This is a genomic window from Amycolatopsis plumensis, from assembly GCF_042652605.1.
GTDB lineage: Bacteria > Actinomycetota > Actinomycetes > Mycobacteriales > Pseudonocardiaceae > Amycolatopsis > Amycolatopsis plumensis.
Genome location: NZ_JBHSJY010000001.1, coordinates 1,436,033 through 1,451,508, shown reverse-complemented (window position 1 = coordinate 1,451,508; position 15,476 = coordinate 1,436,033). Strand labels below are relative to the sequence as shown.

The following is a 15,476-nucleotide window of genomic DNA, read 5'->3' as shown; positions in this document are numbered from 1 at the left end:
CTTCGAGGCCGTGTCGGGGCTGCCCGTACCCTGGAGGCATGAGTTCAGCGAGTCCCGGAATCGAACCCGCGGGTACCCCGACGATCACCGGAACCGCTTCCGGCAAGCGGGTGCTGCTCGCCAAACCCCGTGGTTACTGCGCGGGTGTCGACCGCGCGGTGATCGCCGTCGAGAAGGCCCTCGAGGTCTACGGCGCGCCGGTGTACGTCCGCAAGGAGATCGTGCACAACAAGCACGTGGTCGAGACGCTGCGTGAGCGCGGCGCGATCTTCGTCGACGAGACGTCCGAGGTGCCCGAGGGCGCGCTGGTGGTGTTCTCCGCCCACGGCGTCTCGCCGATGGTGCACCAGGAGGCGGCCGAGCGGAACCTGCGCACGATCGACGCGACCTGCCCCCTGGTGACGAAGGTGCACAAGGAGGTCAACCGGTTCGCGAACGACGACTACGACATCCTGCTGATCGGCCACGAAGGCCACGAAGAGGTCGAGGGCACCGCCGGCGAGGCGCCGGACAAGGTGCAGCTGGTCGACAAGGCCGAGGACGTCGACAAGGTCGAGGTGCGCGACCCGTCGAAGGTGATCTGGCTGTCTCAGACGACGCTGTCGGTCGACGAGACGATGGAGCGTGTCGACCAGCTCCGCGAGCGCTTCCCGAACCTGCTGGACCCGCCGAGCGACGACATCTGCTACGCGACGACGAACCGCCAGGTCGCGGTCAAGGCGATGGCCGCCGAGTGCGACCTGGTGCTGGTGGTCGGCTCGACGAACTCGTCCAACTCGAAGCGCCTGGTCGAGGTGGCCCTGAAGGCCGGCGCCCGCGCTTCGTACCTGGTCGACTTCGCGCATGAGGTCGACGAGGCGTGGCTCGACGGCGTCACGACGGTCGGTGTCACGTCGGGCGCCTCGGTGCCGGACGAGCTGGTGATGGACCTCCTGGCCTGGCTCGCCGAGCGCGGCTACGGAGACGTCAATGAAGTCACCACGGCCAACGAGAAGATCACCTTCGCCCCGCCGAAGGAACTGCGCAAGGTCTGAGGGCACCGGCGGCGGGTCGCTTCCCCGGCTCGCCGCCCTGATGCCCCTCCAATCACGCGTGATGCCTCTCTGATCACGCGTGATTCCTTTCGGCACACGCGAAATGCCTCTCGGCACACGCGAAACGGCGGCCACCTCGCGAGAGGTGACCGCCGTTCGTCAGCGTTGTTCTTCGTCCCAGGGACGATTCCGCCGCGGCGGAGCGTTCCGCCCCCCGGACGGGCGGCGGGGCGGCGGGGTGTCCCGGCCGTCCTCGGGCGGACGCGGACGCCGCCGCGGGGCGTCACCACGCGGCTCGCGACGGCGCGGGTCGCCGTCGTCCGGACGCGGCGTCCGGCGGTTCGGCGGGGGCGGCTTGCGCGTGCCGCGGGTTCCCGCATCGCGCTCGCGGTCACGCTCGCGCTCGGCGGGCGCGCCGGCTCGGGGAGAACGGCGTTCACCCTCCGCGGGCGGGCGGGGCCGCCGCGGCGGTTCGCCTTCCCGGCCCCGGCGGGCGCCCTGGGGCAGCGGCGTCTGGCCGGTGCGGTTCGACCCGGCCGGACGGGGGCGGCCGGCCGCGGCGCGCGGCTTCTCGTCGTCCTCGTCGGGCAGGCGGTCGGATTTCTTGATCTTCTTCGGGGCGTCCGGGTCGCGCTCGCGGAAGATCCGGACGAAGCCGATCAGCAGCGTGATGCCGGTGGTGATGGCCATCATGGGGAAGCTGTTGATCAGCGGGGTGCCGATGTTCAGGGCCTTCGACAGCATGTCGTCGCCCTGCGCGCCCGAGCCCGAGGTCAGCAGGATCACCCCGGGCACCGTGACGGCCAGCACGAGCGGCGGCATCACCATGGGCCCGAACAGCCCCCGCCGGCGCACCACGCAGACCGCGATCACGGCCCCGGCGATGTAGCAGACGACGAAGACCACCGGGATGTTCGCCTGGTTCGGCTTGCCCAGGAGGGCGCCCACGATGGCCAGGCCGAAGCCGACCAGGACCGCCGCCCACCAGGGCAGTCCGCGCCTCGAACCGACGACGGGACGCTCATCCCACGGAACGGGGACGTCGTCGGCATCTGGATCGCTCTGGCGATCGCGAATCGCGGTCACAGGGCAACACCGTATCTCGTGGTTGTGAAGATCTTGCCAGCACCGCCGCCGACGTGGGCCGACAGCCACCCGACGGGTTGATCCGGTGGCGCCGGGTAGCGGCGGTGGAGCGAGCCGGCGGCCCGCTGAGCCCAGAGTGCCTGGACCAGGGCACCTAGGCCAACCCGCCATCGGCCGGACGTTCACGCCACCCTGCGGCAAGCACCCCGACCGGGCCCAATCACCGCAGGTCAGACCCCTCCGCTCACGCTCGGCTCACGCACCCACACAGTCGGCTCACGCACCCACACAGTCGGCCTGCGTACCCACACAGTCGGCCTGCGTACCCGAACGGTCGGCCTGCGTACCCGCACAGTCGGTTCGCCGACCGATCTGCCGAGCAGGAAGCCGACTCCCCAGGTACGCAAGCCGACTGTCCAGGTACGCAAGCCGACCCTCGGGGTACGCGGCTTGGCGAACCGCTCAGCTGGCCGCCAGCTCGTCTCCCTTCCGCACCGTCGGCAACGCGGCCGGACTCCCTGACGCCTCCGTCAGCGGGGCCACCGTCGCCCGGAACGTCTCCAGCGCCTCCAGCTCCCGCCGTCGGGCCGACAGGAACCGCTGCAGGTGGGTGCTCGACAGGTTCAGCGCCTCCACTGCGCCGCCCGCCGCCCGGTGGGCCGCCGCCGCTCCGGTGCGGACCTGCTCGACGTCCGCCTCCAGCGTCCGGTCGCTCGCCGCGAACAACGCCGCCGAGGCCAGCACTCCGAAGCCCGTCGGGCCGCACAGGAACACCCTCCGGTCGATCAGCCAGCGCAGCAGCTCCGGGTCCGTGTCCATGGCCGCGACCACCGCGGCGTCGGACGGGACGAACATGATCGTGCCGTAGATCGCGTCCGCCCAGCGCTGGTAGCCCTTGCCCGCCAGCTCCGCCGCGCGGGACCGGATCTGCCGCACGTGCGCGCGCAACGCGTCCAGCCGTTCGTCCGGGTCGTCGGTCTCCACCGCCTCGGACCACGTCGCCATGCTCGCCTTCGCGTCCACCGGGACCGTGCGGTCGCCGCCGACCCGCAGCACCATGTCCGGCTTCGCCGAGCCGCCGCCGCCCAGGTCCGTCTGCAGCGTGAAGTGCAGGTCCTCGCGCAGCCCCAGCGCGCGGGCCGTCTCGACCAGCACCTGCTCGCCCAGCTCGCCCCGGCCGCTGATCGACGCGAACGCGACCTCGTAGCGCCGCAGCGCCAGCTGCTGCTGGTCCGCCTTGGCCCGCTCGGCCGCCACCAGCCGGGCCGCCGCGTCCGCCCGACGCATGCCGTCCTGGTACAGCCGCCACAGCACCGCGACGGCGAACAGCAGCAGAACCGCCAGCACGATCGCCGCGGTCGTCAGCACCGTCGCCACTTCGTCGCCTCCCTCCGAGGTCCGGGCTCGCAGACATCATGGCGGACCGCACCGACAAAAATCGCACCCGATCCGTCGCTCTGGGTAGCTGACCTGCGAACACATCGATTCCGCGCAGGGCGTGTCCGATCCTGCACGCTCGTGTTAGTACACACGTTCGAGTGAGACGGCGGCGTGCCTGCGCGATTTCGTCGGAGGCGGGTCGTACCTTGGCCACCGTGAGATTCCTGCACACCTCCGACTGGCACGTCGGCCGCACGTTCCACGGCGCCGACCTGCTCGCGGAACAGGAAGCGGTGCTCGGGCACCTCGCCGACCTCGTGGCCGGCGAGGCGATCGACGCCGTCCTGGTGGCAGGCGACATCTACGACCGCGCGGTGCCCTCGGCGGAAGCCGTGCGGGTGGCCACGAAAGCCGTCGCCCGGATCCGCGCGGCCGGCGCGCAACTCGTGGTCACACCGGGAAACCACGACTCGGCGCCCCGCCTCGGCGCCTTCGCGGAGTTCGCCGCGGCCGGCGGCCTCCACCTGCGCACCACCGTCGCCGGGCTGGCCGAACCCGTGCTCCTCCAAGGCGCCCACGGCCCGGTCGCCGTCTACGGCATCCCTTACCTGGAACCGGAACCGGCGCGCCACGCACTCGGCGTGCCGGAGGCGCGCGGCCACACCGGCGTGCTCACCGAGGCCATGCGCCGCATCCGCGCGGACCTCGAAACCCGGCCCGGCGTCCGATCGGTCGTGCTCGCGCACGCCTTCGTCACCGGCGGCGAACCCACCGCCAGCGAACGGACCATCGCGGTCGGCGGCGTCGAGCAGGTGCCCGGCTCGGTCTTCGACGGCGTCGACTACGTCGCCCTCGGCCACCTCCACGGCCCGCAGACGCTCGCCGAGCACCTGCGCTACTCCGGCAGCCCCCTGGCGTACTCGTTTTCCGAGGCGCGCCAACGCAAATCCGTCTGGCTCGTCGACCTGGACGAACACGGCCTGCACGAGGTCCGCCGGCACGAACTGCCGGTCCCGCGAAAGCTCGCCACCCTGACCGGCGAGCTCGAGGACCTCATGACAGCCCCGGAGCACGACGCCTACCTCGACCACTTCCTGTCGGTCACGGTCACCGACCGGGTGCGCCCGGTCGACGCGATGCGGCGGCTGCGCGAGCGGTTCCCGCACGCGGTGCACCTGGAGTGGGAGCCCGCGGGCGGGCACGCCGGCGCCCCGCTGCGCTACACCGAGGCCGTCCGCGGCCGGTCCGACATCGAGGTCTCGCGCAGCTTCCTCGACGACTGCCGGGGCGCCCCGCCGACCGAGCGCGAAGAGCGGCTCCTGTTCCAGGCCCTGGAAGCGGCCGACCGGGGGGCCCTCGCGAAATGAGGCTGCACAGGCTGGAGGTGGAAGCCTTCGGGCCGTACTGCGCACGCGAAGTGGTCGACTTCGACGTGCTCGGCGCCGACGGTCTCTTCCTCCTGCACGGCGAAACCGGCGCGGGCAAGACGACATTGCTCGACGCGATCGCGTTCGCGCTCTTCGGCGTGGTCCCCGGCGCCCGCAACGAGGCCAAGCGGCTGCGCTGCGACCTCGCCGAGCCCGACCAGGTCACCGAGGTCGCGCTGGAGCTCACCGTGCAGGGGCACCGCCTGAAGATCGTGCGCAACCCGGAGTACCAGCGGCCCAAGCGGCGCGGCGAGGGCACCACCACCCAGCAGGCGCGGGTGTCGCTGAGCTGGATCGGCACCGCGCCCGCCGGGCTGGCGCCGGAGGGCCTGATCCGGATCGAGGAGGTCGCGCGCACCGTCGAGCGGCTGCTCGGGATGACCGCGGCCCAGTTCTTCCAGGTCGTGCTGCTGCCGCAAGGCGAATTCGCCCGCTTCCTGCGTTCGGACACCGCCGAGCGCGAGAAGCTCCTGGAGCGGCTGTTCGGCACCGAGCGCTTCGCCGACGTCGAACGCTGGTTCGCCGACCTGCGTGCCGAGCGCGGCCGCGAGCTGGAGGCGCGGCAGCGGGACGTCCGGGAGCTGCTGGCCCGCTACGCGCAGGAGGCCCAGCAGGACCCGCCCGAGACGGACGTGGCCGAGTGGGTCGGCGCCGTGCTCACCGAGTCGGAAACCCGCGTCGGGCAGGTGACGGCCGAGGAGGAACGGGCCCGGTCGGCGGCGCAGCGAGCGGACGTCCACCTGCAGGAGGAGCGTGCGGGCGCGGAAAAGATCCGCCGCGTCCGCACGGCACACCTGCGGCTGCTCGAGATCACCGAACAGGCGCCGCAGCGGGCCGAATGGGCGCAGGAGGTCGCGGCCGCGCGGCGGGCGGCGGGTGTCGCCGTGGAGGCCGACCTGCTCGACCGGCGGGCCGCCGAACTCGTCGAGGCCGAGCAGGCGGAGAAGGAGCGCGGTGCCCGGCTGCGGGAGTTCGGCACCCGGGCCACCGGCGACCTGAAGGCGCGGGCGGCCACCGCGCGCGAAGAGGCGGGCGCGGTCGCGGAGCTGGTCGCCGAGGCCGAGCAGCAGGAGCTCGACGTCATGCGGCGGGACGACCGGAAGCTGGCCGCCGTCACGGCCCGGCAGCAGGTCGAGGAGCTGACCGCCGAACTCGCCGCGATCCCCGGCCAGCTGGCCAAACTGCGGGCAGACGCCCTCGAAGCCGCCGAAGCCGAGGCGAAGCTCGAAGGCGCGAAGGCGAAGGTGGAGGAGTTGCGCGGCTTTGCGCGCGACGCGGCGGAGCTGCCCGAGGCGCAGGCGAAGGTTCTGCGGGGGGAAGCGAAGCTGCGCGAAGTCGTCGACGCGCACCAGGCGGCCCGGCAGCGCCGCCTCGACCTGCGGGAGCGGCGGCTGGACGGGATGGCGGCCGAACTGGCCGCCGCGCTGGCCGACGGCGAGGCGTGCCCGGTGTGCGGGTCGGCGGAGCACCCGGCGAAGGCGACCCGGGACGTCGAGCTGGTCGATCCGGCCGAGGAACGCGCGGCCGAGGAGGCCGAGCAGGCGGCGGACGTGCTGCGGCAGCGTGTCGTCGTCGCGCTGGAAGAGGCGAAGGCGCGGCTGGCCGGGCTGGGGGAGCGGCTGGCCGGGCGCACGGCCGAGTCGATCACCGCGGAGCTGGCCGAAGCCCGGGCCACCGTCGCCGAGCTGGCCGGTCAGGCCGCCAACAAGGCGAAGCTGGGGCAACAGGTCGTCCTGCTGGAGCGCGACCTGGAAGCGCGGAGCGAACGGCTGCGCCGGGCCGAACAGGCGGCCACCGAAGCCACGACCGACGTCCGCGCCCTGGAGGAACGGCTGGCCGAGCGCGAACGTCGGCTTGTCGCCGGGCGGGGCGAGTTCGCCGACGTCGGCGCGCGGCGGCAGCACCTGCTCGGCTTGGCGGAGGCGCTGGAGGCGGTCGCGGAGGCGCGCACGGCGGTGGTCGGCGCCCGCGAACGCGTGGCTCAGCAGAAGACGCTGGTCGAGGCGGCGGTGCAGGCGAAGGGGTTCACGTCGCTGAAGAAGGCGCGCGCCGCGATGCTGCCGGACGAGCAGATCGAGAAGCTGGAGCAGGGCATCGCCGAAGCCGAGGCGGCCGCCGCGGGCGCGCGGGCGCTGCTGGCCGAACCGGACCTCTTCGGGATCGCGCCGGACGACGTCGCGGACGTCGGGCGCGCGGCCGACGCGGCCCAGCTGGCCCGGGCGCGCGCCGATTCCGCGTACGCGGCACTGCGGGCGGCCACCGCGCAGCACGAGGAGCTGAGCCGGCTGGCCGGTCTGCTGCGCACGGCGCTGGCCGGCCTCGCGCCGGCCGAAGCGGAGTACGCCGAGCTGCGGGCGCTCGCGGAGGTCGTCAACGGGCGCGGGCAGAACAGCCGCAAGATGTCGCTGCGGTCGTACGTGCTGGCCGCGCGGCTCGAAGAAGTCGCCGTGGCCGCCACGCACCGGCTGCGCACGATGAGCCAGGGCCGGTATTCGTTCGTGCACTCGGACGCGGCCGGGGCGCGCGGCACCCGCGGCGGGCTCGGCATCGACGTGCTGGACGACTACTCGGGCATCATCCGCCCGGCGAAGACCTTGTCCGGCGGCGAATCGTTCCTCGCGTCGCTGGCCCTCGCGCTGGGGCTGGCCGACGTCGTCGCGGGCGAGGCCGGTGGCGCGCTCCTGGACACGCTGTTCGTCGACGAAGGGTTCGGCACGCTGGACGCCGAAACCCTCGACGTCGTGATGAACATCCTCGACGAGCTGCGGGCCGGGGGGCGGGTGGTCGGGCTCGTGTCGCACGTCGAGGAGCTGCGGCAGCGCATCCCCACCCGGCTGCGCGTCCGCAAGTCCCGCACGGGCTCGACATTGGAGGTGCGCGCGGGCTGATCGTCCGGCCAAGATGAAGCCATGACCGACCAGCCGCCGAACGGCCTGCCCCGCTACCGCATGCTCACCGGCCCGGACGACGCGAAGTTCTGCCACCGGGTCAGCGAGGCGCTGGAGATGGGCTACCGCCTCTACGGCTCGCCGGCGGTGACCTACGACGGTGAACAGGTCATCGCCGCCCAGGCCGTGCTGTGGCGGGGCGAACAGGGCTAAGCGGCCGCGCGCCGGAGGTACATCCCGGCGTAGGAGCACCACGGCGTCCACGCGCGGGCCCGCTCGCCGAGCGCATCCGGGGAGAGGCCCAGCGCCTCGGCGCCACGCCGGACTTCCGCGTCGTCGGCGAGCAGCACGTCCGGCGCGCCGAGGACCCGCATCACGACGTAGTCCGCGGTCGACGCGTCGACGTACGTCAGCAGCTCCGCTCGCAGCTCCGCGGCGTCCCTGCCGACGTGCACGTCCAGCCGTCCTTCGGCCAGCGCGGCGGCGACGGGGTGTCCGGTGGCCGCGACCTGGGCCGCGGTCGGGAACAGCCGCGTCACGCCCCACTCTCCCGGCACCTCCTCGCCGGGCGGCACCTCGCTCAGGAGGGTGCGGAGCAGCAGTTCCTCGCCGTCCACCGCACCCGGCACCCGGATCCCCGGCGCGGCCGCGACCAACGGGGCCAACGCCGGATCGGCGGCGAGCACGCGGGTGACCGCGGCGGGGTCGGCGTCGAGGTCGAGCAGCCGGCGCACCCGGCTGACCGCGCTGCCGAGGTCGCGCAGGTCGGTGAGCATCAGCTCGCAGCGCACGTGGTCGCGCGAAGGCGTCAGCCGCACGACGCCGGTGCCGTGAGCGAGCCGCAGGGTGCGCGCGTAGGACTCCGAGGTGACTTCCTCGACGCCCGGAATCGCGTGGTCCGCGAAGAAGCGAAGCAATCCCGCAGCGTTGAAGGGCGGCCGAAACGGCAACCGCAGGCTGAGCCGGGTCCCGGTGACGTCGCTCTGTCGGCCGCGTCGAGAAGCCGCGGAGACGCGAAGCTGCGAAGGCGTCGTCGCGAACACCTCGCGGATCGTCTCGTTGAACTGCCGCACGCTGGAGAACCCCGCCGCGAAGGCGACGTCGGTCAGCGGCAGCTCCGACATCTCGATGAGCAGCCGCGCCGAGTGCGCGCGGTGCGCCCGGGCCAGCGCGAGCGGGCCCGCGCCCAGCTCGGCGGTGAGCACCCGGCCGAGCTGGCGTTCCGAGTACCCGAGCCGCCGGGCGAGCCCCGGGACGCCTTCGCGCTCGACGGTCCCGTCGGAGATCAGGCGCATCGCCCGCGCGGCCAGGTCGGCGCGCACGTTCCAGTCCGGCGAGCCGGGCACGGCGTCCGGCAGGCAGCGGCGGCAGGCGCGGAAGCCGTTGGCCTGCGCGGCCGCCGACGTCGGGAAGAAGCGGACGTTCTGCACCTTCGGCGTCGACGCCGGGCAGGACGGGCGGCAGTAGATCCCGGTGGTGCGGACCGCCATGATGAACTGGCCGTCGAAGCGCGAGTCGCGGGCGGTGACCACGCGGTAGCAGCGCTCGGCGTCGCGCCAGAGTGAGAGCGTCTCGGTGACCATGGATCCGAGCATGCCAGCAGGTCAGCGCGGTCGCTGGCGGAAATCCGCCACGGCGTTGGGTGCGTGGGCCCCGGCCGGGGCAGCCACGTAGACTGCGGGGTCGTGAGCCTCACCCTCGGTATCGTCGGCCTGCCCAACGTCGGCAAGTCCACCCTGTTCAACGCGCTGACCCGCAACGACGTGCTCGCCGCGAACTACCCGTTCGCGACGATCGAGCCGAACGTCGGTGTCGTGCCGCTGCCGGACCCCCGGCTGGACAAGCTGGCCGAGCTGTACAAGTCGGAGAAGACGGTCCCGGCTGTGGTGTCCTTTGTGGACATCGCGGGCATCGTCAAGGGCGCGTCCGAGGGTGCCGGGCTGGGCAACAAGTTCCTGGCGAACATCCGTGAGGCCAACGCGATCTGCCAGGTCATCCGCGTGTTCGACGACCCGGACGTGGTGCACGTCGACGGCCGGATCGACCCCTCGAGCGACATCGAGACGATCAACACGGAGCTGATCCTCGCCGACCTGCAGACGCTCGACAAGGCGCTGCCGCGGCTGGAGAAGGAAGCCCGGACGAAGAAGGAGAACAAGCCGGCGCTGGACAACGCCCAGAAGGCGAAGGAAATCCTCGACGCCGGCCGCACGCTCTTCCAGGCGCAGAAGGAAGTCGACTTCGAGGCCCTGCGCGAGCTGAGCCTGCTGACGACAAAGCCGTTCCTGTACGTCTTCAACGCCGACGAGTCGGTGCTCACCGACGAGGCCCGCCGCGAGGAGCTGACCAAGCTGGTCGCGCCGGCGGACGCGGTGTTCCTCGACGCGAAGGTCGAGGCCGAGCTGCTGGAGCTGGACGACGAGGAGTCGGTGCGCGAGCTGCTCGAGTCGGTCGGCCAGCCGGAGCCGGGCCTCTACTCGCTGGCCCGCGCGGGCTTCCACACGCTCGGCCTGCAGACGTACCTGACGGCGGGCCCGAAGGAGTCCCGCGCGTGGACGATCCCCCAGGGCGCAACGGCCCCCCAGGCGGCGGGCGTCATCCACACGGACTTCGAGCGCGGCTTCATCAAGGCGGAAATCGTCTCGTACGACGACCTGATGGAGGCGGGCTCGATGGCGGCCGCGAGGGCGGCGGGCAAGGTCCGCATGGAGGGCAAGGACTACGTCATGGCCGACGGCGACGTGGTCGAGTTCCGCTTCAACGTCTGAGTGACGATCCCGGCCATGGCACGCTACTGACCGTGGGGAACCCGCGGCCGCTGACGCCGAACGAGCGGATCACCCTCGACACATTGCTGTCCGGCGACTTCCCCGGCGCCGCGGAACTGCGGGCCCAGGCACCAACCGCCCGCGTGATCGGCCGGTGCGACTGCGGCTGCCCCACGATCGACCTCGTCGTGAACGAAGCAACACCACGCGCGCCCCTGAGGAAATCGGTCGCCGTCGAGGCCGACGTTCCCGGCGGCGGGCTCATCGTGTTCGTCGACGGCGGCCGGTTGTCGTGTCTGGAGTACTGGACCTTCGAAGACCGGCCCGCGACCGAGTTCCCGCCGCCGGCGCAGATTGCCCGGTAGCCTGCCGGACCCGTGGATCCGGCAGGCCGAAGCGAACTCAGCCGAGCAGGCCCAGCAGCGCGATCGCGATCAGCACCACCGCCGGAGCGAGAGCGTTGATCCAAGCGCGCTGGGCGGCGGTGAGAGTGCTGTTCATGGCGATCCCCGAAGTCGAACCGATGCTTCCGCAGGATCAGCGCGCCGATCATGGCCCGCGTTAACAGCTGTGAGCGAACTCTCAGCCGTCCTGGTGACGGCGGTTGCGGGCGGTGAACCAGAGCACCCCGCCGGCCGCCGCCACCATCGATGCGAACGCCGCCGTGCCGACCACGATTGCCTGAGTCATCTCTCGTCTCCCTCCCAAAGGTTCCGGTAACTGAGAGACGTCGCGAACAGGCAAAAGTGCACCCAGGGTAACCAGGATCACACCGAACCCAGGACCTCGTCGATCTGAGCAGCCAGGTCGAAGTCCTTCGCCGTCAAGCCGCCCGCCGAATGCGTGGAGAGCCGGAAGGTCAGCGTGCGCCAGCGGATGTCGATGTCCGGGTGGTGGTCGGCGGCCTCCGCCAGTTCCGCCACCCGGTCGACCACCTCGATCGCTTGGGGGAAGCTCGCCAGCTCCACCTCGCGGGAGATCACCGAGCCGGATCGGGTCCAGCCGGTGCGCAGGCGGAGATCGGCCTCGGAGTCGCTCAAGATTTCCGTCATGTCTCCATGGTCGTCCGTCCTGGACTACGCTGCACGGTTGCCACGGGAGTCCGGTGAGCCGGGCTGAGAGGCGGGTCACCCGCGACCGTTCGCACCTGACCGGATCATGCCGGCGACGGGAGGGCTTCCCCTCCGCGTCCGGCGAAGTGCAGGAGGGTAGATGAAGAGCAGGGCTGCGACGGCCATCGCCGTCGTCGGCGTGGTCGCCGCGGGGTGCTCGCTGTCGAGCGGTGACGGTGGCACGCAGCAGACGCCCACCGTCACCCTCGTGACGCACGATTCGTTCCTCGCGCCGCAGGAGGTGCTCGACGCCTTCCAGAAGCAGTCGGGCATCAAGGTCTCCGTGCTCAAGCAGGGCGACGCCGGATCGCTGACCAACAAGCTCGTGCTGACGAAGGCCAACCCGATCGGCGACGTCGCCTTCGGCGTCGACTCCACCTTCGCCTCGCGCGCGCTCAGCGAGGGCGTCTTCGAGCCGTACACCAGCCCGGAAGCCGACCGCGGGCCGCAGCGCTACGCCGTCGACCCCGAGCACCGGCTGTCCGCGGTCGACGTCGGCGATGTCTGCGTCAACGTCGACACGAACTACTTCGCCACCAAGGGCATCCCCGCGCCGGAGACCTACGACGACCTGGCCGACCCGAAGTACAAGGACCTGCTGGTCGCCGAGGACCCGGCGACGGCGTCGCCCGGGCTGGCGTTCCTCCTCGGCACCATCGCCAAGTACGGCGACACCGGCTGGAAGGACTACTGGACGAAGCTGAAGGCCAACGGCGTCCAGGTGGTCAGCGGCTGGGAAGAGGCCTACACCAAGCAGTTCTCGGGCTCCTCCGGCAAGGGGCCGCGGCCGATCGTCGTCTCGTACGCGTCGTCGCCGGCCGCCGAAGTCGGCGACGACGGGAAGCCGCGCACCAAGGCGCTGCTCGACACCTGCTACCGGCAGGTCGAGTACGCCGGTGTGCTGGCCGGCGGCAAGCAGGTGGAGAACGCGCGCAAGGTGGTCGACTTCCTGCTGTCGCAGCAGTTCCAGGCGACGGTCGCGGCCAACATGTACGTCTACCCGGCGCGCCAGGGCGTCGACCTGCCGCCGGGCTGGGCGCAGGTCGCGCCGCTGCCGCAGAAGCCGCAGACGCTGCCCGCGGACCAGGTGCAGGCCGGACGCGAGAAGTGGATCGGCGAATGGCGCACGCTCGTGCAGCAGTAGCCCCGCCCCGAACCGTCCGCGGGCTCGGCCTGGCCCTGCTGGGCCTGGCTCCGATCGGATTCCTGGTGGTGTTCTTCGCCTGGCCGGTGCTGGCGATCATCGGCCGCGGGTTCGCCGCGGGCGGCCTCGACGTCGTCCTCGGCGACCCGCGGACCTGGCAGCTGGCCGGGTTCACCGTCGCCAGTGCGGCCGCCTCGACGGTGGTCGCGGTGGTCGCCGGGCTGCCGGTCGCCTTCCTGCTGGCGCGGGTGCGGCTGCCCGGCGTCGGCCTCGCGCGGACGCTGGTGCTCGTGCCGTTCGTGCTGCCGACCGTCGTCGTCGGGCTGGCGTTCCGGGCGTTGTGGCCGGACGGCGGCGTGCTGCCCATCGTGCTGGCCAACGCCTTCTTCAACGTCGCCGTCGTCGCACGGACCGTGGCCGGGCTGTGGGCGCGGCTCGACGCACGGACGACCGACGCCGCCCGGGCGCTCGGCGCGTCGCCGTGGCGGGCCTTCCGCTCGGTGACGCTGCCCGCGCTGGCGTCGGCGATCGCGTCCGCCGCGGCCGTGGTGTTCCTGTTCTGCGCCACCAGCTTCGGCGTCGTCCTGATCCTCGGCGGCGCCCGCTACCGGACCCTGGAAACCGAGATCTACCTGCGGACCGTCGACCTCCTGGACCTCTCGGGCGCGGCGGCGCTTTCGCTGATCCAGTTCACGGCTGTGGTCGCCGCGCTGGTCGTCGGCGGCCTGGCCCGGCGGCGCCGGGACGGCGCCCGGATCGGCTCGGTCCGGCCCCGGCGGCCGAGGGGCGGCGAATGGTGGGTCGTCGGCGCCGCGGGCGTGGTGCTCGCGCTGCTGGTGACGCCGATCGTCGCGCTCCTCGCCGAATCGGTGTCCACAGAGGACGGCTGGAGCTTCGCCGGATACCGGGCTTTGACGAGCACCGGCGAGAAGGGCGCGCTCCAGGTGTCCGGCTGGGACGCCGCGGTGAACTCGCTGAAGGTGGCCATCGACGCGACGCTGCTCGCGCTGGTCGTCGGCGTGCTCGCCTCCGTCGTGCTGGTCGCGCTGCGGCGCTCGCCCGCCAGAGCCGCGCGCGGGCTGGGCGAGACGATGGACGCGGTGCTGATGCTGCCGCTCGGGGTGTCCGCGGTGACCGTCGGGTTCGGCTACCTGGTGACGCTCGACGCGCTGCCCGGCGACCTGCGGACGTCGCCCTACCTGGTGCCGCTGGCCCAGGCGCTGGTGATCATCCCGCTGATCGTGCGGATGGTGCTGCCGGTGCTGCGCTCGGTCGACGTCCGGCTCCGGCAGGCTGCGTCGACGCTCGGGGCGAGCCCGCTGCGGGTGTGGCGGGAGATCGACCTGCCGCTGACGCTGCGGCCGCTGGTCGCGGCGGCGGGCTTCGGCTTCGTCGTGGCCCTCGGCGAGTTCGGCGCGACGAGCTTCCTCGCCCGGCCGACGGCGCCGACGCTGCCGGTCGCGGTCGCGACGCTGATGGCGCGCCCGGGCGAGCTGAACAACCAGATGGCGTACGCGGCGTGCGCGCTGCTGATGCTCGTGACGGTGCTGGCGGTCGCCCTGATCGACCGGCTCGGGCGCGGCGGGGTGGGAGAGTTCTGATGGCGTTGTCGGTACGGGACCTGACCGTCCACTACGGAACGTTCGCGGCGGTCCGGGACGTCCGGCTGGACATCGCCGACGGCGAGGTGCTGGCCCTGCTCGGCCCGTCGGGCTCGGGCAAGTCGACGCTGCTGCGCGCGATCACCGGCCTCGAGCCGTCCGCGCGCGGCTCGGTGAGCTGGGACGGCGAGGATCTCGGCGCGGTCCCGGTCCACCGCCGCGGCCTCGGCCTGGTGTTCCAGGACGGCCAGCTGTTCACCCACCGCGACGTCGCCGCGAACATCGCGTTCGGCCTGCGCATGCACGGCGTCCCTCGCGCGCAGTGGGCGCCGCGGGTCGCCGAGCTGCTAGAGCTGGTCGGGCTGTCCGGCTTCGAGAAGCGCCGGGTGACGGAGTTGTCGGGCGGGCAGGCGCAGCGGGTCGCGCTGGCCAGGGCTCTGGCGCCGAAGCCGCGGTTGCTCCTGCTGGACGAGCCACTGTCCGGTTTGGACGCGGGCTTGCGCGAGCAGCTGGCGATCGACCTCGCGGACCTGTTGCGGCGCAGCAAGATCACGGCCCTGCTGGTGACGCACGACCAGGAGGAGGCGTTCACGCTGGCCGACCGGGTCGCGGTGCTGGACGCGGGTGAGGTTCGCCAGGAGGGCGCGGTCCGGAGGGTCTGGCGGAACCCGGCGGACGACACCGTGGCCCGGTTCCTCGGCGTGACGACGTTCGTGGACGGCACCGCCGCGGACGGGCGCGTGCGCACGTCCCTCGGCGAAGTGACCCTCCCGGACGTCGGCGACGGCCCGGTGCGGCTGGGCCTGCGGCCGCACGCGCTGCGCGTCGCGACCGACGGAGTGCCGGGCGAGGTCGTCGCGGCAGTGCACCGGCGCGAACACGTGCGGCTGGTGGTACGCCTCAAGGAGTCCACTGTGGACGCGGTCGCCCCCGCGGCCTCGGACCTGCGCGCCGGCGACGCAGTGCACCTGGAGCTGGACCCCGACGGCCTCGCGGTGGTCGGCAGGTCGTGAGTGAGAAACAGTGTTCTAACACT

13 protein-coding genes are annotated in these 15,476 nt (G+C 72.5%); 9 read left to right on the top strand and 4 right to left on the bottom strand.

Going from position 1 to position 15,476, the window contains the following annotated elements; translation table 11 throughout:
* Window positions 1-38: 38 nt before the first annotated feature.
* Window positions 39-1,034 carry a 4-hydroxy-3-methylbut-2-enyl diphosphate reductase gene (locus ACFPLC_RS06520; protein ID WP_378189036.1) on the top strand — a complete coding sequence of 332 codons (996 nt, stop codon included), beginning with the start codon at window positions 39-41 and terminating at the stop codon, window positions 1,032-1,034.
* A gap of 159 nt (window positions 1,035-1,193) precedes the next feature.
* Here the strand turns inward: ACFPLC_RS06520 and ACFPLC_RS06515 are convergent, their stop codons facing one another.
* Window positions 1,194-2,120, bottom strand: coding sequence for a DUF6542 domain-containing protein (locus ACFPLC_RS06515; RefSeq protein WP_378189034.1), 927 nt, complete (start codon window positions 2,118-2,120; stop codon window positions 1,194-1,196).
* A gap of 462 nt (window positions 2,121-2,582) precedes the next feature.
* Window positions 2,583-3,497 carry a DNA recombination protein RmuC gene (rmuC, locus tag ACFPLC_RS06510; RefSeq protein WP_191314865.1) on the bottom strand — a complete coding sequence of 305 codons (915 nt, stop codon included), beginning with the start codon at window positions 3,495-3,497 and terminating at the stop codon, window positions 2,583-2,585.
* A gap of 218 nt (window positions 3,498-3,715) precedes the next feature.
* Here rmuC and ACFPLC_RS06505 point away from each other — a divergent pair, with 218 nt between their 5' ends.
* Genes ACFPLC_RS06505 through ACFPLC_RS06495 form a run of 3 tightly spaced genes read left to right on the top strand, consistent with a single transcriptional unit; the run spans window position 3,716 to window position 8,028 of the window.
* The gene (locus tag ACFPLC_RS06505; protein WP_378189032.1) at window positions 3,716-4,867 is read left to right on the top strand and encodes an exonuclease SbcCD subunit D; all 1,152 of its coding nucleotides are present in this window, start codon (window positions 3,716-3,718) and stop codon (window positions 4,865-4,867) included.
* Window positions 4,864-7,815, top strand: coding sequence for an AAA family ATPase (locus ACFPLC_RS06500; RefSeq protein WP_378189030.1), 2,952 nt, complete (start codon window positions 4,864-4,866; stop codon window positions 7,813-7,815). The genes ACFPLC_RS06505 and ACFPLC_RS06500 overlap by 4 nt, the downstream gene beginning before the upstream one ends.
* A 21-nt stretch (window positions 7,816-7,836) precedes the next feature.
* Window positions 7,837-8,028, top strand: a complete 192-nt coding sequence (locus tag ACFPLC_RS06495) for a DUF1737 domain-containing protein (RefSeq protein WP_191314862.1) — start codon at window positions 7,837-7,839, stop codon at window positions 8,026-8,028.
* Here ACFPLC_RS06495 and ACFPLC_RS06490 read toward each other — a convergent pair.
* Window positions 8,025-9,410, bottom strand: coding sequence for a DNA-3-methyladenine glycosylase 2 family protein (locus ACFPLC_RS06490; RefSeq protein WP_378189028.1), 1,386 nt, complete (start codon window positions 9,408-9,410; stop codon window positions 8,025-8,027). The genes ACFPLC_RS06495 and ACFPLC_RS06490 overlap by 4 nt on opposite strands.
* A 90-nt stretch (window positions 9,411-9,500) precedes the next feature.
* Between ACFPLC_RS06490 and ychF the strand changes: the two genes are divergently transcribed.
* Window positions 9,501-10,583, top strand: coding sequence for a redox-regulated ATPase YchF (gene ychF / locus ACFPLC_RS06485; protein WP_176174966.1), 1,083 nt, complete (start codon window positions 9,501-9,503; stop codon window positions 10,581-10,583).
* A 32-nt stretch (window positions 10,584-10,615) separates the two neighbouring features.
* Window positions 10,616-10,948, top strand: coding sequence for a hypothetical protein (locus ACFPLC_RS06480; RefSeq protein ID WP_378189027.1), 333 nt, complete (start codon window positions 10,616-10,618; stop codon window positions 10,946-10,948).
* A 402-nt stretch (window positions 10,949-11,350) separates the two neighbouring features.
* Here the strand turns inward: ACFPLC_RS06480 and ACFPLC_RS06475 are convergent, their stop codons facing one another.
* Window positions 11,351-11,635, bottom strand: a complete 285-nt coding sequence (locus ACFPLC_RS06475) for a 4a-hydroxytetrahydrobiopterin dehydratase (protein ID WP_378189026.1) — start codon at window positions 11,633-11,635, stop codon at window positions 11,351-11,353.
* A gap of 160 nt (window positions 11,636-11,795) precedes the next feature.
* Here ACFPLC_RS06475 and ACFPLC_RS06470 point away from each other — a divergent pair, with 160 nt between their 5' ends.
* From ACFPLC_RS06470 to ACFPLC_RS06460, 3 genes are read left to right on the top strand one after another with little or no spacing between them, the layout of a single operon-like run.
* On the top strand, window positions 11,796-12,839 hold the full coding sequence (locus tag ACFPLC_RS06470; protein ID WP_378189025.1) for a thiamine ABC transporter substrate-binding protein: 1,044 nt from the start codon (window positions 11,796-11,798) through the stop codon (window positions 12,837-12,839).
* A gap of 44 nt (window positions 12,840-12,883) precedes the next feature.
* Window positions 12,884-14,440, top strand: a complete 1,557-nt coding sequence (locus ACFPLC_RS06465; protein WP_378189080.1) for an ABC transporter permease — start codon at window positions 12,884-12,886, stop codon at window positions 14,438-14,440.
* Entirely contained in the window at window positions 14,440-15,453 is a 1,014-nt protein-coding gene (locus tag ACFPLC_RS06460) for an ABC transporter ATP-binding protein (protein WP_378189024.1), read from the top strand. Before ACFPLC_RS06465 ends, ACFPLC_RS06460 begins: the two co-directional genes overlap by 1 nt.
* Window positions 15,454-15,476 lie beyond the last annotated feature (23 nt).